The sequence below is a fragment of the Olivibacter sp. XZL3 genome (assembly GCF_004368405.1).
Classification (GTDB): Bacteria; Bacteroidota; Bacteroidia; order Sphingobacteriales; family Sphingobacteriaceae; genus Olivibacter.
In genome coordinates this window covers 41,239-60,865 of sequence record NZ_SBJH01000062.1, presented here as the reverse complement: position 1 = coordinate 60,865, position 19,627 = coordinate 41,239, and the positions used below count along the sequence as shown (strand labels likewise).

General features: G+C 45.2%; 10 protein-coding genes. 9 read left to right on the top strand and 1 reads right to left on the bottom strand.

Annotation, left to right across the window (positions count from 1 at the left end):
- The first annotated feature begins 19 nt into the window (after window positions 1–19).
- Together EPX21_RS13395 and EPX21_RS13390 are read left to right on the top strand one after the other, a co-directional pair.
- The gene (locus EPX21_RS13395; protein ID WP_134090204.1) at window positions 20–1,645 is read left to right on the top strand and encodes a sodium:solute symporter; all 1,626 of its coding nucleotides are present in this window, start codon (window positions 20–22) and stop codon (window positions 1,643–1,645) included.
- 280 nt (window positions 1,646–1,925) lie between these two features.
- Window positions 1,926–5,996, top strand: coding sequence for a two-component regulator propeller domain-containing protein (locus EPX21_RS13390; RefSeq protein ID WP_134090203.1), 4,071 nt, complete (start codon window positions 1,926–1,928; stop codon window positions 5,994–5,996).
- Here EPX21_RS13390 and EPX21_RS13385 read toward each other — a convergent pair.
- Window positions 5,984–6,265 carry a PD-(D/E)XK nuclease family transposase gene (locus EPX21_RS13385; RefSeq protein ID WP_134090202.1) on the bottom strand — a complete coding sequence of 94 codons (282 nt, stop codon included), beginning with the start codon at window positions 6,263–6,265 and terminating at the stop codon, window positions 5,984–5,986. The genes EPX21_RS13390 and EPX21_RS13385 overlap by 13 nt on opposite strands.
- Before the next feature lie 307 nt (window positions 6,266–6,572).
- On the opposite strand from EPX21_RS13385, the gene EPX21_RS13380 reads away from it, so the two are divergent.
- From EPX21_RS13380 to EPX21_RS13350, 7 genes are all read left to right on the top strand, one after another.
- Window positions 6,573–9,749 (top strand): TonB-dependent receptor, encoded by a 3,177-nt coding sequence (locus EPX21_RS13380; RefSeq protein WP_206106071.1) that lies wholly within the window; start codon window positions 6,573–6,575, stop codon window positions 9,747–9,749.
- A 12-nt stretch (window positions 9,750–9,761) separates the two neighbouring features.
- Complete coding sequence (locus EPX21_RS13375; RefSeq protein WP_134090200.1) at window positions 9,762–11,756, top strand: RagB/SusD family nutrient uptake outer membrane protein; 1,995 nt, start codon at window positions 9,762–9,764, stop codon at window positions 11,754–11,756.
- Between the two features lie 77 nt (window positions 11,757–11,833).
- Complete coding sequence (locus EPX21_RS13370) at window positions 11,834–12,700, top strand: family 16 glycosylhydrolase (RefSeq protein ID WP_134090199.1); 867 nt, start codon at window positions 11,834–11,836, stop codon at window positions 12,698–12,700.
- A 151-nt stretch (window positions 12,701–12,851) separates the two neighbouring features.
- The gene (locus EPX21_RS13365; protein ID WP_134090198.1) at window positions 12,852–13,451 is read left to right on the top strand and encodes an RNA polymerase sigma factor; all 600 of its coding nucleotides are present in this window, start codon (window positions 12,852–12,854) and stop codon (window positions 13,449–13,451) included.
- 71 nt (window positions 13,452–13,522) lie between these two features.
- A complete protein-coding gene (locus tag EPX21_RS13360; RefSeq protein WP_134090197.1) occupies window positions 13,523–14,509 on the top strand; it encodes a FecR family protein in 987 nt (328 codons plus the stop codon).
- A 71-nt stretch (window positions 14,510–14,580) separates the two neighbouring features.
- On the top strand, window positions 14,581–18,069 hold the full coding sequence (locus tag EPX21_RS13355) for a SusC/RagA family TonB-linked outer membrane protein (protein WP_134090196.1): 3,489 nt from the start codon (window positions 14,581–14,583) through the stop codon (window positions 18,067–18,069).
- Between the two features lie 16 nt (window positions 18,070–18,085).
- Window positions 18,086–19,624: a SusD/RagB family nutrient-binding outer membrane lipoprotein gene (locus tag EPX21_RS13350; RefSeq protein ID WP_134090195.1), complete on the top strand. Its 1,539-nt coding sequence runs from the start codon at window positions 18,086–18,088 to the stop codon at window positions 19,622–19,624.
- Window positions 19,625–19,627 lie beyond the last annotated feature (3 nt).

Genomic DNA, 19,627 nt, shown 5'->3' with positions numbered 1-19,627 from the left:
TAATAAAAACAACCAAATTATGAATAAAACTGCATTAGGGGCGGTTGATTACGGTATCATCGTGATCGTGATTATGATAACGCTGTATATGGGCATGCGTTATGCAAAAAATCAAACGTCTACCCACTCGTTTTTTTCGGCAAGAGGCCGCATTCCTTCCTGGGCCATTGGAATTTCGCTTTTAGCGACACTGATAAGTAGTGTCACTTTTTTAGGTTATCCCAGCGAAGGCTTCACCTCCAATTGGATATTGTTGGTGCAGGGATTGATGGTGCCCGTTGTCTTGCTGGTGAGTATATGGTTTATTGTACCGATGTACAGAAGAGTAATTGGATTAAGCACTTACGAGTACTTTGAAAAGCGTTTTGGTCTGTTTGCCCGCTATTACAGCTCCATCGCCTTTGTGCTACGCCAATTCTCGGGCATGGGCACGGTGCTATACCTGCTGGCGGTTGCTCTAAGCAGTATGACGGGCGCGAACACCTTTTGGGTGATTGCAGGTACGGGGGCGATTATCATCACGATTAATTTGCTTGGCGGACTTGAGGCGGTAATTTGGCTGGATGTATTTCAGGGCTTTATGCTTTTTGTAAGTGGTATCATCTGTTTATTGTTGATCTTTTTTGCGGTAGACGGTGGCGTGCAGGAAGTCTGGCATGTTGCGCAGCTAAATCATCGCACCGGTTTTGGCCCTTACGATTTCGATTTTAAACACCTGACCTTTGTGGTGGTAGCCATTAACGGGCTTTTCTATGGTATACAGAAATATGGTACGGATCAAACGGTTGTGCAACGTTATTTAACAGCTAAGACAGATAAAGGGGCCATCGGTGCCTCCTTGCTTGGTATCCTGCTTACTGTGCCTGTTTGGGCTTTGTTTATGTTGATAGGCACCGCGCTTTTCGTCTACTATACGCAGCAACCACTGCCCGCTCATGTGAACGCGAACAGCGTATTCCCTTATTTTATTATGACCGAGCTGCCGACAGGCGTAGTTGGCTTTGTGTTAGCCGCGATGATTTCGGCCGCTATCTGTAGTTTAAGTGCCGACCTTAATTCACTGGCAGCGGTAGGTGTAGAGGATTACTATAAGAAAATGCGTCCAGGAAAGACAGATCGCGCCTATTTGGCAAGTAGCAGGTGGATGGTCCTGTTTTCGGGATTGATTACCATATCAATCGGATTTGTGTATGCTTTTTTAGGAAGTGAAGGCATTTTAGGGGTTATCTTTACTTTGTATGCTATTTTTTCGGGGGGTATTGTGGGGGTGTTCCTATTGGGATTGTTTTCGAGTAGAGCAAATGAAAAAGGAGTGAATATAGCGATTATAACGTGCATATTTTTTACTGCCTATGCACTTTTAACCTCTACGGAAATTGGCGTTGGTGCCGAAAAACGCAAGTTGTTAGATTTGGGTGCCTTCAACTTTACACACCATAAACTGATGCTTGGAGTATATAGTCATGTGCTGGTTGTTGTAGTAGGTTATATTTGCAGCTTATTCTTCCCCAAGCCGGCCATCAACGAAAATTTATTATACAGTGGGTGGTCAAAATGGAAAAAAGCGAAAAGGCAGGAGGAAAAGAGCAACCGCCTACATCTGGAACGGCCTACAACTAGCGCGTATAAATTATATCAGGAATGAGTTTAACCCAGAATACGCATTAGCTCATGAACTGCAATGAAATGCTCCTTTACATCCATTTCAATAGCTCATTCGCCATACCGCAGTATGTCTCGTTCCCTATTTCATGCCTGTTTTGGATCATTCCCTTTCGTTTTAATTCCTAACGCGTAATCTGGGTTTAAGCTAAGGGAAGGCTAGCGGCGGAAAGCTGTGAAGTCAGACTATTAAGCGGATTGCTATTTGATTTTAGCTGGGTAATGCTTATGTTTGAATGAACTAGCACAAAAAGCCTACAGCCATGTCTTACTTAAACCCGCCATATTGCAAGATAGCCTTCGTCGCAGCGCTGTTAATAAACGTTTGTTTGACGGTTAATGCGCAGTTTAAACGAATAGGGCTGCGGGAAGGCTTATCAAACAATTCCATTACAACGATCTATCAAGACCGCTACGGATTTATGTGGCTAGGAACTTTCGACGGCCTTAACCGTTACGACGGATACGAATTTAAGGTATTCAAAAACAACCTGCGTGATTCGCTGTCCTTGCCAAACAATCGAATCTCCGCTATTGACGAAGATGGAAACGGGAACCTGTGGGTGGGAACAAAGCAGGGCATTTATCGCCTAGACAAATCGAAATTGTCCTTTTTTCCCTTATATTATAGTCCGCAGAACAATTCGCAGCTTATCCAAAAAAAAATCACTCATCCGATTAATGCGCTGTTGAAGTTGCAGGATGGCAGCCTATTAGTCTGTACAGCGGGAGAAGGGCTATTCCGCTATGAAGCGGGGGCAAAGGAGGCACATCAAATCCCCCTTCAACGGGAAGGCCGAATGATATACGCTTTTCATGCACAAGCAGCGGCGGTAGACGGAAATCATAGGCTATGGATATTTGTGCAAAATGTCGGTTTATGCCGTTACAATGTGGAACGCGGCGCGCTGGAGCTGTACAATGGGGCTGTTTGGCAGGCCAACTGTATGATGCTTGATCATGAGGGCGCAATCTGGATAGGTAATAACAACGGGTTGCACCAATTTGAAAAAACGGGAAATGATTCCTTTACCTATAAATACAACGCTGCGGTCGGTCATCGGCCTATTACGAGTATCAGTTTAGATTTGTCAGGAATTGTATGGGCGGGGTCAGATGGCTCTGGAGTGTTCAGTATCGATCCAAAAACCAAAGAACTCCTGCATTTTTCGGCAGGAGAAAGCCCAAACCAATTATCCAGCGCTGCCGTTTATGCAATTTATACCGATAATTTGAACCGCAAATGGATCGGTACCTTAAGAGGCGGCCTCAATATTTTAGATAAAACAGCCAACCGCTTCTCGTCCGTGCGCCGAAATAGCCATAGTGCGAAAGCACTTAGCAGCAATTTTATCCTCTCATTCTGTGAACAAGATAGCAATAACATTTGGATCGGGACTGATGGTGCAGGAATAAGTTTGTGGGATAGAAGGGCAAATGCCTTCACCAATTATCGTCATGACCCGGAAAATCGGCAGAGCCTAAGTGACAATTATGTCGTAAATATGGTGATGGATGAAGAAGGAAATCTCTGGGCGGCTACTTATGGAGGGGGGATTAACAAGCTTGATCGTTCTTCAAACCAGTTTAAACGATATACCTGCTTTAACAGCGAATATAATTATGAAGAAGTAAACACATGGTCTCTTTATAAAGACCGCGAGGGAAGTATTTGGGCCAGCGCCCTTTCGGACGGCGGCCTCTATCGTTTTAACCGCAAAGAGGATATATTCGAACTGGTAGATCACCAGCTTACCAATATACTGACGCTCGCTGAAGATGAAGAAGGGCAGTTATGGGGGGGTAATTTCAATAGTTTAATAAAGATCGATCGGGTGGGTAAGCAGCACGAATGGTTTGGCATGGGCAGCGCGGTACGTGATATTAAGCCAGGTGGCGATGGGAAGCTATGGGTGGCAACTGAGGGCCAGGGCCTCAAACTTTTTGATAAAGCAAAGGGAGACTTTAAAACCTATGCGGATCTGGATGGTTTGCCGGAAAACTCAGTGCTGAATATAGTGATAGACAAACGACACCACCTGTGGTTAAGTACCTTCAACGGCTTGTCGGAATTTTCGCCGGAAAGTAAAAGTTTTCGGAATTTTTTCGCTGCCGATGGTTTGCAAAGCAACCAGTTCAACTATAATGCGGCCTTGAAGTTGTCAACGGGTGAGCTGCTTTTTGGGGGTATTGAAGGATTCAATATCTTTCGTCCGGAAAACATTAAATCGGTCTCCTGCAATACGCCGTTACATATTACAGCTATCCGAATAAATAACAAGCCGATACAGACTCTTGACTTAAATGTCAATGCGAAGGAGTTAAGTGAGATTCTCGAACTGGAGCTGCCGCACGATCGTGCTGTTTTATCGGTGGATTTTGCCGCCCTCGATTACAGCTTTCAGGATAAGATAAACTATGCCTTTTATCTCGAAGGCTGGGAAGAGAATTGGAATTATGTAGGGCACAGCCGTAGCGCTAATTATGGAAAATTACCGCCCGGTAAATATGTTCTGCATATTAAGGCTTCCGATGCTGATGGTGAGTGGACTAAGGCGGAAAGGCTACTGTATGTGCGCGTATTGCCCCCGTGGTGGGCCACTAGATGGGCTTACGGGCTGTATGTCCTTACAGTGGGCGCGTTGCTTTTTTCCTATCGCTGTTACCGAAGAAACAGTTTACAATTGCGGTACGAGGTGGCTCGGGCCAAATTGGAAAAAGAAAAGGAACACGAGCTGAACGAAAAGAAAATGGCCTTTTTTACCCATGTTTCGCATGAGATCCGCACGCCTCTAACGCTCATTATTAATCCGCTCAGAGCCCTACTGAGAAATAATCCAGCGGATCAGTCGACGTTGCAGGGAATATACCGAAATAGCAAGCGTTTGTTGAGCATGGTGGATCAATTGCTGCTGTTTAAAAAAGCGGAGAGTGAATTGGATCGCTTAAAGCCTGTTTCGCTAAACCTCGGCGAGCTTTGTCAGGAAATCTATCAATGTTATGAGCAGCAGGCCTTGCTAGAGCAGATCGATTTTTATTTGGAATTGCCCGAATCGGCCGAACCTATATATGCCGATCGCGAAAAAATAGAAATCATCCTATTTAATCTGCTGACCAATGCTTTCAAGTTTACTCCCAAAGGAGGCTTCGTAAGATTACAGCTACGTTATTCCGCGCAGGAAGTCCAGGTAAGAGTAGAAGACAGTGGCTGTGGGATTGCAAAAGAGCAGCAGAAAGATCTCTTCCAAAAATTTGCAAGGCACGCACAGACGCAGCAGAGTGGATTTGGAATCGGTTTATATTTGTCTAAGAAGTTTGCCGAAGACCATCAAGGCAGTTTGCAGTATTTGGATATGCAGCACAAAGGGGCTACGTTTGTACTATCGTTGCCTAGAGGACGGAGTCATATCGCAGACCATCTTATTTACGAAGATATCGGGCATAAATCGACTTTTCTTGAGGAACTCCTCGAAGAGCCCATAATGTCTCTGTATTCAGACGAATCGATTTATGACGAGCGCAACACAGTGGAACCGGCCGCTCTCGTCAATACGAAACCCCTAATGATGATCATTGATGACAATAAGGAAGTTATCAATTACCTTTATCTTTTCTTTGAAATGGACTTTTCAATCATTGCTTTTTGCGATGCAGAAGAAGCACTTCTTAGCTTAGCGAATAAAATTCCGGATATGGTGTTATGCGATGTGATGATGCCCCGAACGGGTGGACTCGACTTTGTTGAGAAAATGAAGGCCAGTAAACGATGGCGGCAAATTCCAATAATTTTGCTGACCGCCAGCACCTCAGAGGAAAACAAGCTTAAAGGCATAGAACTGGGTGCTGACGACTATATTAGCAAGCCCTTTAATGAGGATCACCTGCAGGCGCGGGTACAGGCTCTTCTAAGACAGCGGCAGACGATGGAGGAGAACTTCTTTGAAGAGATTACTCTGTCGAAGCAGGAAAGTATATCAGAAGAAGAGGTGGCCTTTCTGCAACGCTGCGAAAACATTATTCTGGATCACCTACATCAGGAGTTTACTATTAAGGAGTTTGCAACGGAAATCGGCATGAGCCATTCGGCACTTTATAAAAAAATAAAGAGGCTGTCGGGACGTACAGCTAATGAATTTATGCGTTTCGTTAAACTGCGGAAGGCGGCACAAACGCTTTTAAAGGAGGATGTCAATATCAGCGAAGTGACCATTATTGCGGGCTTTAACGATCTGAAGTATTTTCGTGAGCAGTTCCAAAAGGAATTTGGCATGAAACCCTCTGAGTACGTTCGTAAATATAGAAACGCATTTCAAAAGAAGTATCAGTTAAGCTGATTAAATAGGAAGTTAAGGTCTATTTGCTGCGGGTCAATTGCTTGCCAAATCATATAAGAATAGTAAATCAGGCAGTATAAGATTTCACCTTCATCTCCGTCATGCTCTGTAGGACCAAATTCAAGGGAGATAATTCGTTTTTCTCCCTCAAAAAGATCGTTCAGAAAGGCCATCAAAATTTCTTTGTTCGGTTCACCAAAATAATAACGGAATCCCCAGTCATTCAATGGGTCTATATATTTTTCCGGCTTAGGTTGAAAGTTGCTCACCGTATATCGCGTTTAGATTAGGGTAAAGGTATGTATCTGGCATTCGTCGTAAGAACCAGAGAGCAAAATGAACAAAGTGAACGAAAAAGGGAAAATATAGAAATACGATTATCCCCCCTAAAATTACCTAATTATCCCCCCTGCTGTTTTTAAAAAAACCTTCAAAATTGCGGTGTAATAGCCTGAAAGGTATAAACCTATCACCGTTCGGCCATAAAAGAAACCAACCAAGAATATTATGAGATGTTTTTATGAAACGAAGCGAAAGCCAAAGGCGTTCTGCCTTCGAAACAGGAAACTGTTGTTAATGGCTTTATTACTTTTAAATGTAACGCTCGCAGCAGCACAAAGTATACGCGTTAGTGGTATCGTAAAAGACGCGCAAGGGCCACTACCCGGCGTTTCGATCCGTGCAAAAGGAACGAATCAATCGCTTGCCCAAACTACTGATCAGGGCGTGTTTAAATTGGATGCTGAACCTGGAACTGTTTTGGTGTTTTCCTACATTGGATACACCACAAAAGAGGTAGACCTTTCCGCAGAACAAGCCGATGAGCAAGGGAATTATTTGTTGAATGTAATCCTCGGCCAAGGAGAAGGAAATAACCTGGAAGAGGTTGTTGTAGTAGGCTTTGGTACGCAGAAGAAATTGAATTTAACGGGAGCGGTAGGGACGGTCGACTCGAAAGCCTTGGCCAACAGACCGGTAAGGAACGTGTCACAAGCGCTTCAGGGACTTGTGGCCGGATTAAATATTTCACAAAGCAATGGGTCGCTGGAAAGTAATCCCAGCATCAATATACGCGGTGCGGGTACCTTGGGCTCCTCCAACTCAAACGCAAGTCCGCTGGTACTCATCGATGGAATGGAAGGGTCTATAAACCTGTTGAACCCGCAAGATATTGAAAATGTCTCGATCCTTAAAGACGCATCTGCTTCTTCAATTTATGGTTCAAGAGCGGCCTTTGGCGTCATCCTCATCACCACAAAGAAAGGGAAAGCAGGTAAGACGCAGATCAACTACAATAATAATTTCCGGTATAGCAGTCCGGTATTATTACCTAAAATGATGGACTCCTATACCTTTGCACTCTATTTTAATGATGCGGGGATCAATGGTAACAGCACGCCACATTTTAGTGAAGAGCATCTGCAGCGTATTCGTGATTACCAAGCAGGTGTTATTACAGCATCTACCATTCCGAACCCAAACAATCCACAGTATTGGGGTGAGGGATATGCTTACGGGAATGACAATATCGATTGGTACCAAGCCATGTACAGAGACTATAGCTTTTCCCATGAACATAACCTCAGTTTAAATGGGGGTAACGAAAAGACGACCTATTATCTGTCGGGAAACTTCATGGACCAGAACGGCTTGATGCGGTTCAATCAGGATTTCTATAATCGTTATACGCTTACGGCGAAGATAAATTCAAAAATTTCCGATCAGGTTTCGGTCAACTATAGCGGGCGCTTTTTACGCGATGAATATCAGCGCCCAGCAAGTTTAACCGATGGGTTCTATAATGACCTGGGCCGACAGGGTTGGCCGACATTACCCTTGTACGATCCGAATGGATATCTTTTTAGCTCTCCTTCTCCGGCCTTGCTAATGCAAGACGGGGGTATTGACGAAACTGTGAAAGACTATTTGTACCAGCAACTTCAGATTGTGCTGGAACCCATCAAAGGCTGGCGCACATTTGGTGAATTTAATTATAGAATTCGGAACGACTTTCGGCACTGGGATTCGCAACAGGCCTATAACCATGATGTTAATGGGGCTCCCTACCTCTATAAATATACATCGAATGTTTATGAATATGGCTTTAAAGAAAACTACCTGAATACCAACATTTACTCTGAATATGCTAGAAGCTTTGCTGAAAAGCATCATATGAAAATGATGCTTGGATTTCAGGCTGAGCAAACGAAATACAGAGATTTAAGTGTGCAACGGAACGGAATCATTGTTCCTTCGCTGCCGACGATTAATACGACTTCAGGTATTGATACAGAAGGAAATGTCGTAGCTCCGGCTGTTTCGGGGCAATATCAAAACTGGGCTACTGCAGGCTTTTTTGGACGTTTAAATTACGATTTTGATGGCAAGTATCTAGTGGAGGCGAATCTGAGGTACGATGGCTCATCGCGCTTCCGTTCCGATACGCGATGGGGTTGGTTTCCGTCGGTTTCTGCCGGATGGAATGTTGCACGAGAAGGCTTCTGGGAAGATAATCTTGGCGTGATCAACAATTTTAAGCTTAGAGGCTCTTATGGCGAACTCGGTAATCAGGATACAAAAGTTTGGTATCCCACTTACGTTACCATGCCCGTCGGCTCGGCCAATGGGAGCTGGCTAATCAATAATGCCCAACCTAATACGGCAGGTGCACCGGGATTGGTCAGCTCAACACTTACCTGGGAATCGGTGAATAGTGTGAATGTTGGAGTCGACTGGGGTGCCTTCAATAATCGATTGACGGGATCTTTTGATTGGTATACAAGAAAAACAATAGGTGTTGTGCAGCCCGGGGTCGAACTGCCAGCTGTTTTGGGGACAGGCGTGCCCCCAACCAATAATACAGATATGAAGACGGTTGGATTTGAATTCGAGATTACCTGGGCAGATCGTTTAAAGAATGGCTTGGGTTATAGCGCTCGTTTCTTACTTTCCGACAACCAAAGTACGATTTTAAAGTATGCGAATGCTACAGGGTCGTTCGACTACAATCGACAGGGGCAGAAACTTAATGAAATTTGGGGTTATGAGACCATTGGCATAGCCAAAACACAAGCAGAAATGGATGCACATTTGGCAAGCTTGCCTAACGGAGGACAAGATGCGCTGGGGGCCCAATGGGGTGCAGGAGATATCATGTATAGAGATCTGAACGGGGATGGGGTAATCAATTGGGGTAGCTGGACGGAAGGTGATCCGGGGGATCGTAAATTGATTGGAAATAGTACGCCACGTTATAGTGTGGGATTCGATTTAAATCTGGATTATAAAGGCTTCGATCTTCGCGCCTTTTTCCAAGGAGTTTTGAAAAGAGATTATTTTCAGGATAGCTATTTTTTCTGGGGTGCAACGAACGATATCTGGTGGTCAACCGGCTTTGTAGACCATGTCGACTATTTCCGGGACGATGAAAGCCATCCGCTCGGAGCGAACCTCGATGCTTATTATCCGCGGCCGACCTTTGGTTCATCGCGAAACCGTGAGACCCAAACGGCGTACTTACAAGACGCTTCCTATATTCGTTTGAAGAATCTCCAGCTTGGCTATACCTTTCCACAAAGCTGGGTAAGTCGCTTTGCTTGTCAGTCGCTTCGCGTATATGCCTCCGGAGAAAATCTGTTTACCAAATCGAAGGTCGCCGGTATGTTTGATCCGGAAACGATCGATGGAGGGGATAACGGGAGTCTTTACCCCTTACAAAGGGTAATCTCTTTTGGTTTAAGTGTTACTTTTTAATCAATAAAGAAGATGATTAACGTAAATAAAAAGAATTTAGCGCTCAGCCTATGTCTGTTGCTTACAATCGGCAGTCTTTTTTCCTGTAAAAAATTTCTGGATCAGGAACCACTGTCTGATATTACACCGGAGAACTATCTATGGGAAGAATCACAATTGGGCGCCTATGCAATTGACCGTTATGGCATTCTGCCATCGCATGGCAATTATTCTTTCGGGACTTTCGGTACGGATGGAAACACCGATAATATGATTACCCCAAGTCTGGACAATAAATATATTCCGGGGCAATGGCGAGTGGATGCTACCGGTGGTGCTTGGGATTTTTCAAATATTTATCAGATGAACTACTTTCTGGAAACGGTAATTCCAAGGTGGCAAGCCGGAACCATAACCGGAACTGCCGAGAACATCAATCATTTTATCGGCGAAATATACTTTTTAAGGGCATTTGAATATTTTAACAAATTGCAGGAACTGGGTGATTTTCCAATCGTAAAGACTACATTTCCGGATAATAGTGAAGTCCTTGTCGAGGCCAGTAAACGAATGCCACGCACAGAAGTCGCACGCTTCATATTGTCGGATCTGGATTCCGCGATCACGTTATTAAAGGTTACCGCGCCCGACGGGAGGAAAAACAGAATTTCTAAACCGGTGGCTCAATTAATGAAGTCGCGCGTAGCATTGTTTGAAGGGACATGGCTCAAATATTTTAAGGGTACAGCATTTGTTCCCGGAGGGCCGGAATGGCCCGGTGCTTCACAAGCGGATAATGCTAATTACCAGTTTCCGGCGGGAAGCATCGATGAAGAGATCGACTACCTTCTAGGGCAGGCAATGGATGCTGCGCGGGAAGTTGCGAGCAGTGTTCAACTCGTGGAGAATACGAGAATTATCGAGTCATTGAATAATGAGAATCCGTATTTCAGTATGTTCAGTGCACAGGATATGTCGGGTTACAGCGAGGTGTTGCTTTGGCGCGAGTATAATCGTTCCCTGGTAACGCATAATGTTCCGGTAATGGCGCAGGCTGGCAACTACGCCGTGGGTTTAACCCGCGGAATGGTGGAGAGCTTCTTGATGGCCAATGGCTTACCTATTTATGCCGCAGGGAGTGGTTATGCCGGGGACGACTACCTTGCCGATGTTCGCGCCAATAGGGATGGAAGACTACACCTTTTTCTGAAAGAGCCCGGTCAACGAAATGTTTTGGCCAATTTGTCTATGGGTACGCATGCTACCGAAATTGAACCTATCCCGCGCATATGGGAGTCTGGCTGGGAACAAAAATATACCACTGGTTATACTATCAGGAAAGGTCTAAATTACGATGCGATTTACTGCAATAACGGACAAGGGTATACAGGAAGCATTACATTCAGGGCAGTGGAAGCTTACTTGAATTACATAGAAGCGTGTTATGAGCGTACAGGAAGTTTAGATGGGAATGCCCGGACTTATTGGCAGCAAATCCGCGAAAGGGCGGGCGTCGATGCGGATATCGATAAAACAATTGCAGCGACCAGCGTTGCCATGGAGACGAGAGACTGGGGAGCGTATTCTGCGGGTCAACTAGTTGACGCTACCTTATACAATATTCGGAGGGAACGCAAGAATGAGCTCATGGCCGAAGGATTACGCTTTATGGATCTGAAACGCTGGCGCGCGATGGATCAGCTAATCAACAATCCTTACCATGCGGAAGGCTTTAAATTATGGGGGCCGATGCAGTCGTGGTATAATGCTAACCAGCTTGTCTATGGCGCCGCTAACAACAATGCGATTGTATCTGATCCGCAAAGGAGTGAGTATCTTTTGCCCTTGGAAATCAGAAGTAATACCTTGTCTTATGAAGGGTTGAGATGGGCAATGGCGCACTATCTGAGCCCAATAGCCGTACAGCATCTTCTTATTACCACTGCGGATGGAAGTCCTGCATCGTCCATTATATATCAAAATCCTGGATGGCCTACCACAGGAGGGAGTCCCGCAATTGGTTATTAAAAATACGTTTTTGATGGCTGATCATTTTTTTATTTCATTATATTACCTTTAAAAACTAACTCATAAACTTAATACTGATGAATACCTTTATTGTACCGTTGATTTTGCTTTTTACATCTCACTTTTTAACCGCTTTTTCCCAAGACAAAGACCGTTTTGCAGCAACGAAATATGAAAATGAAGGTTATCATTTAGTGTGGGCAGATGAGTTTAATGATATTGGATCACCTAAAGCAGCCAATTGGAAATTTGAAGAAGGCTTTGTTCGCAATAAGGAAGAGCAATGGTATCAGAAAGAGAATGCCTGGTGTGAAGGCGGCTTGCTTATTATCGAAGCTCGCAAAGAGGACAAGCCTAATCCAAATTACGTGGAGGGAAGCGAAAAGTGGAATGAAAATAGACCGACCATTACCCATACGTCTTCTTCCATCAATACCCGCGACTTGCATAGCTGGCAATATGGTAGATTTGAAATGCGGGGACGCATCAATATCAGCGCCGGACTTTGGCCGGCATTCTGGACTTTGGGGATTGCTAAACAATGGCCTTCAAACGGTGAAATAGATATTATGGAATATTACAAAGGCAATATTCTCGCCAATATAGCTTGTGGGACAGAGAAACCCTACCAGGCCAAATGGTACAGCAAAACCAAGCCGGTAAAAGAGCTGGGCGGTGAGCAGTGGGCGGCCGATTTTCATACCTGGCGAATGGATTGGGATGAGGAAGCCATTGCTTTATATGTAGACGACATGTTGTTAAATAAGGTTGCGCTGGAAGAATTGGTTAACCGAGACGGCACGGGTTTTAATCCTTTTAAACAGCCGCACTATATCCTTTTAAACCTCGCGATGGGCGGAATTAATGGGGGTGAATTAGGTGATACCGAATTTCCCAATCGTTTTGAAGTGGATTATGTAAGGGTCTATCAGAAAAGGCAATAGTCTGCCTTGATTCACATTCACTCGTTCTCAGGTACTTTTACGTCTGTTGGGTAATCGACCTGACAGGCGATTTTTTATTTATGGGCTTATAAAAAAGATTTAACGTTGCCATAATATAGCCTATCTATCTTTGCTGTAAGACTAATACAAAATGCAAGCTATCTCCAAAATAGGTGAGAAGACCTTAATAGAAAGCATGCGGAATGACAATGCCGCGGCTTTTGAACAGCTCTTTGAATTCCATTGGGAGGAGCTTTATAAACGCGCTTATTACCGCCTTCGAAACCGCGAGTTAGCGGAAGATATGGTTCAAGATGTGTTTGCCGACCTATGGACGCAGCGGCGTGGACTGCACGTTCAGCATGACCTTGCCAATTACCTGGGCGCTATGCTCAAATATAAAATCATTTACTGGGCAAGTCAACAGGCGAGGGAAGAGGAACTACAAATACATCTATTTCACCAGATGGAGAAAGTGGAAGATACTATTTTGGGTGTAATGGAAGTGACAGCCCTGCAACAAACGATTGCAGAAGTAGTCAGCGCCTTCCCCGAAAACATGCGCAAGATTTTTTTGTTGCGCATGCAAGATTACAGTGTTGCTGAAATAGCGGAGGCCTTACAATTGGCCGATCAAACCGTGCGTAACAATCATACAGAAGCTTTACGGCGTTTAAAAGGCAAGCTTACCGAGACCTATCCCGATCTGCCTCTCTATGCTTTACTCGCTGTCCTGTTTACAAAAAGTTAACAATTTAACCATCTTTTCTTGAAGTATAGACTGGCCGTTTTGCACACTATAAGGGTACAAAAGCAAAAGGTGTGAAATTTAGCGTCTATAAAAGTTTACTAAAAAGGTATCACGCAGGTGAAGGTTCTGATGTCGAAAAGCGGCTGGTGGAGGTTTGGTACGACTCGTTCGAAAATACGGTACCTGAGGAAGAAGCCCTACCTACCGAGGAGGGAAAAAGGCGCGTTAAGGCTCGATTGAGCGAGCATTTAACAGGTTCTTGTTCGGAAAGGCCCACCCTGAAAAAGGATTGGTCGCGACGCTTCCGCCCTTGGTTGGAGGTGGCCGCCGCTATTGTTTTACTGCTCGGTGGCGCTTGGTGGTTACTAGACAGGCCGGCGGAGAAGGGAACGGTTCATGCCGCTAACGTTGTATGGAGCGTCTCCACACGCTTCACTACCGGGCCAGGAGAGCAACGGAGCTGTAAGTTGCCGGACGGCTCGACCGTGACCTTAAACGCTAACTCCGCGTTGGATGTAAGGAAGGAATATGGCCGTGAACAGCGAACGGTTTTTTTGCAGGGAGAAGCCTTCTTCGATGTTAAGCCGCAAACACAGAGTCCCTTTTTCGTACGAACAGACGATCTGTTGGTACAGGTTCTGGGCACGTCGTTTAACGTAAAAGCCTATAATCACCGACAGAAGGTGGAGGTCGCTGTTAGCACGGGAAAAGTCCAAATCAGCGACAAAGCGAAAGGGCAAACGTTTTTGCTGCGTAAAGACGAGGGTTACAGTTACGATCTGCCAAGTAAGCAGTTTACAAAGCTAGTAGGTAATTCGAATGCTGCTTGGCGCGAGGGAACCGTGGCTTTAGAGCAAGTCTCTTTTTCAGAGCTTGCGCTTGCTTTTCGTGATGTCTATGGCGTATCGTTACAAAGCAACGATTCAATAGTACGTAACAATCACTACACCTTGAAGCTAAAATACAATCGCAATGCTTCGCAAACAATAAGAATCATCTGTCATATGTTGAACAAACAGTATAGAAAGGAGGCCAATGGTGACTTGAGCATCTTCTAAATGTGTAGGTCTATTATCTAACCTGAAAAAGAAAACAAACAATTTTTTAATAATCTCAACCATTAACGCAAATGAAATTAAAACGTTGGCGCTTTAAGCAGCGATGTGTTCAATCGCTTGTTCTGCTGGTTAATCTATGTGCGGCATCTACCGCTACGTTCGCAGAAACACCGGGACAAGGGTTGGAGAAACGGATTCAGCTCTCTTTTAACAAAGTAAATGCATCTACCTTATTGAAGGAAATAGAACGGAAAGCGGCGGTAGATTTTGCATTTACCGAAGATATACGATTGGAAAACTTGGTTTTACAGAACGTACATTACCAAAACAGCAAACTTTCGGATATTCTAACGGATTTATTTAAACCAGCACAGATTGCCTTTGAAGAAGAAGGGGGGACCATATCCCTTCATCGTGCCAATCAAACGCTAACCGTAAGGGGGCAAGTACGCGACGCACCCACAAACACGCCCATAGCGGGGGCAAATGTGCTGGTCAAGGGGACGGCACAGCGGACGGTAACAGATCATAACGGACATTATCAAATAACCGTGCCGGGGCCGCAAAGTGTATTGGTTTTTAGCTACATCGGTTATCGTCCCCATGAGGCTACGATAGCGGGCCAAACACAAATCGATATCACGCTGCAAGAGGATAATAACCCACTAAATGAGGTAGTCGTTACCGCTTTAGGTATATCGAGGGACGCGAAGTCCATCGGCTTTTCGCAACAAAAAGTAGAAGGTCAAACTATTCAGGAGTCGCATGAAACGAATCTGCTTAATACCTTAAATGGCCGCGTGGCGGGGGTTCGGATTACCAATTCCAACGGTGGCATCGGTTCATCGGCCAATATACAAATCCGTGGTCAAAACTTCGTGAGCGGTTATAATTATAACAACTCGCCTTTGTTTGTGGTAGACGGTGTGCCTATTAGTAACAACAATGAGCAATCTACACGGGCTTATACCGGACGACAAGACTTTAACAATCCGAATTTCACAGCGGGCGAAGGGGAAGTCGATTATGGAAATGCTGCCGGGGAACTTGACCCGAACGATATCGAAAGTATAACCGTATTGAAAGGGCCGAATGCAGCGGCTTTGTATGGTTCGCGCGCGGCAAACGGCGTAGTCTTAATTACTACAAAGTCGGGCAAGGGAACCAAAGGTGTTGGTGTTAGCTTCAATTCGCAGGCCAGCGCCGAATCGCCGCTTAAGCTGCCCGACTATCAATATGAATATGGGCAGGGGCGCGATGGGCAATACAGTTATCTCGATGGGATGGGGGGAGGATTGAATGATAACGTGATGGAGAATTGGGGCCCACGACTTGGGGGCCAGTTAATACCCCAATTCGATTCGCCGATTGACCCGAATACGGGTGAACGTATCGCCACACCGTTTGTTGCTTATCCTAACCAGCTGAAGGACTTTTTTGAGACCGGAAAAACTTTTACAAACAACCTCGCCATTGCCGGAAGCAATGAACAGCTGAATTTCCGCTTTTCTTATACCAATACATCGCAACGCGGAATCGTGCCAAATACTGATTTGACGCGCAATGCCATTGGTTTGAATGCCGGTTACGCCATTACGCCGAAGTTGAAGGTAGATGTGAATATGAATTATGTAAACTCGGGCAGTGATAACAGGGCTAGTTATGGCGCCAAAAACGACGATGCGATCATGAAAATATTTCTGTTTATGCCCCGGAATGTTGATGTAAACAGTTTGCGTGACTATTGGTCTGATGGCCCGCTTCGTACCCGGCAACTTTCGCCCATTTGGGGACTGAACAGCAGTCGGCTAAACAATCCTTATTTCGTTGCTTATGAAAATCTAAATGGTAATAACCGCGATCGGGTGTATGGAAATGTGAAGTTTAGCTATAATTTCTTGCCGAATTTAAGTCTTATGCTACGGTCTGGTCGCGATTTTTATAACGATAAGCGCACCATGCGCCATGCGGTGTCTTCGGCGCAGTATGTTAATGGCTATTATCAGGAAGACGATGTTTATTTTCTGGAAACGAATCACGACGCCCTGCTTTCTTACAATACGAAAATCAATGACGACTTTAGCGTAAACGCTTCCTTGGGAGGGAATTTAATGAACCAAGAGTCTAAAAGGCTGGGAGCCATTGTAGATCGCCTTTCCATACCCAATGTGTACAATCTAACGAATAACGCATCACCTATTGTTGCCGGTAACATCCGTCAGCAGAAAAAGATCAACTCGGTGTACGGAACTGCCCAAATTGGCTACAAGGACGCTCTCTTTTTAGACCTCACCGGCCGGAACGATTGGTCAAGTGCCCTGCCGAAAAAAAACAGGTCCTATTTCTATCCGTCGGCCTCGCTCAGTATGGTAGCTACGGAACTTTTCGGCTGGCGAAGCGACGCGTTGAGTTACCTAAAATTACGAAGCAGTATCTCTTCGGTACGCCGCGATTTAGAGCCTTATCAAACGCTTCCCAACTTCCAGGTTACACAAGGATGGAATGGGGAAACAGTAGCTGTGCATAATAACAACTATCCCAATCCGGACATTAAGCCCGAGAAGGTCAGTTCTTATGAATTTGGTTTTGATTCGCGCTTCTTCAACAATCGGGTAGGGATCGACTTTACCTATTACAGGAGTACCACTACCGACCTAATTATCCCCGTTACGTTGAACCCTTCTGCTGGCTACGATACCAAGCTGATGAACGTAGGAAAAATGAAAAACGAGGGGATCGAATTGATGGTCGATGTAACGCCCATAAAAGCAAATCAATTTAGCTGGAATGTTAATGTGAATTTTGGATTGAACAGAAACCGTGTGCTCTATTTAGCCGAAGATCTGGGTATTTCACGCATTCGACAGCTTGAACGTTGGGCGTCTTTAGAGATGCGCACAGAAAATACCAAAGGCGATGGCTCTTTTGGTTCGCTGTACGGCGATTACCTGATTTATCAGAATGGCAGCCTCACGCATCGCAATGGCCTGCCGCAGGAAGAGAATGGCGACTGGGGCTATTTGGGAAATATAAACCCCGATTATACCGGCGGTATCACCAACCAGTTCTCCTATCGTAACATTGATTTCAGTTTTCTGTTCGGCTTTCAGAAAGGCGGAGTGGTGCATTCACGAACCTATATTGAAGGTATAAACAGTGGTTCTTTGGTCGAATCGCTGGCGAATAGGGATGAAAATGGTGGCGGAACGATGGTTGGAGAAGGAATCGACCTGGATACCGGTGAACCCAATACCACCGAGGTGACGGTGCGGGATTATTGGCGAGCCTATTACAATAACGATCGGATTGCCACTTTTGATGCTTCTTATCTAAAGTTAAGGGAAGTAAAAATCACGTATCGCCTACCCGAAAAATTGTTGAAGCGGACGCCTGTAAGGCAAGCCAGTTTCTCGCTTGTTGGCCGTAACCTGCTCTTATGGTCGGACGTACCCCATATCGACCCTGAAGTATCTGGGTATGACGGGCAGTTTCAGGGATTAGAAGCCTTTTCGCTTCCCTCATTGCGTAGCTTTGGCGCTGCGTTAAATATTAACTTTTAGAGAAAAAGCTACTGTTATGAAGACGTTTATCTACTTTTCCTTTGCGGTCCTCTTGCTTACACTCGGATCGTGTAAAGACTTTGAAGAAATAAATATCAATCCCAATAATCCCGATGTCGTACCACCGGAAATGCTGCTGCCGCCAATCATCAGCGGGGCCGTGAACACCATGACCGCTAGCGGCGGAAGTAGGGCCGGGCAGTTTGTCCAGCATATAGCCTATTTGGGCGGCACAAGTGAGGAAGACGGGCGCTACAATCTAACCGGCGCTTCCTTTCGTGAAGAGTGGAATGGCGCCATGAGGCTGATAAAAGACGTTAACCAATTGCGTCTGCTCGCTCAGGAAAATCAACAAGTTCATTACGAAGCAGTTGCCTTAATTTGCAAGGTCTATATCCTGTCGGTCATGAGCGATGCCTACGGAGATATTCCGTATAATGAGGCAGGAAAAGGTGATGTAGCAGGAATGGAGTTTCCCCATTATCAGGCACAGCAAGAAGTTTACGCGTTAATGCTTGCGGATCTCGAACAGGCCAATCAACTTTTAAAGAATGCCAACCCTTCGCTCTCAATCAGTCGCGATATTCTGTACAACGGTGATCTACGGGCGTGGCGAAAATTTGCAAATGCTTTAAAGCTTCGGATATTGATGCGTGAGTCGCAAAAAGTGGACGTTTCCGCTGCGGTAAGCGCTATTTTTAATAATCCTGCCGAATATCCCGTGTTTGAGCGTGTGGAAGATCAGGCAACCCTGGTATATAATAATAATGCTGATTTGTACCGTTGGTTTATTCTGAATCCGCCGGCAGATGGCAGCGGTGTCAATTTTGACGGCAATGATCGCGTGAGCGAAACCATGGTGGACATGCTGCAACGCGTGGAAGATCCGCGGCTAAAGATCTATGTAGCTCCTACCAAAAATTCGTATAACGCACACCGTGCCAACCCCGCCCAGCCATATGTGTACCGAGGGCAGCAAGTGGGTTTGAGCGTGTTGGAACAAAACGCCCTATATCAGCAAACCGGGTTAAATAAGGACGACTTTTGTGTTCTTGGAAAACGAATCCGAAAGGAAAATAGGGCTTTTCTTTTCACCTATAGTGAGCTATTGTTGCTGAAGGCTGAAGCTATTGTCCGTAATTTCGGCGTACAGGGAGACGCTGCTGCGGTTTATCAGGAAGCACTTGCTGCTTCGCTGGCAAAGTGGCCACAGGTAGGGCAGGCATCTGATGAAGAAACGCCCTATATTAGCCAAGTGGAAGCAAGTAACTTCTTGGCTCGTACCGATATCGCACTTCGCGAAGAAACGGCCTTACAACAGATAGCCGAACAACAGTGGGTCGACGCCTTTTTGAATGGTTATGAAGCTTGGGCCTCTTGGCGGCGTACCGGTTTTCCGCAGTTAAAGCCCGGGCCGTCGGTGCTTGCTCCTATCCCGGTTCGGTATGTGTATTCGGATAATGAACAGAATAACCCTAATTTGATTAAATGGGTAAATGAAACAATGGAAGGCAACATGCCGACCCATAATACAAAAGTTTGGTTTCAACCATAAAAA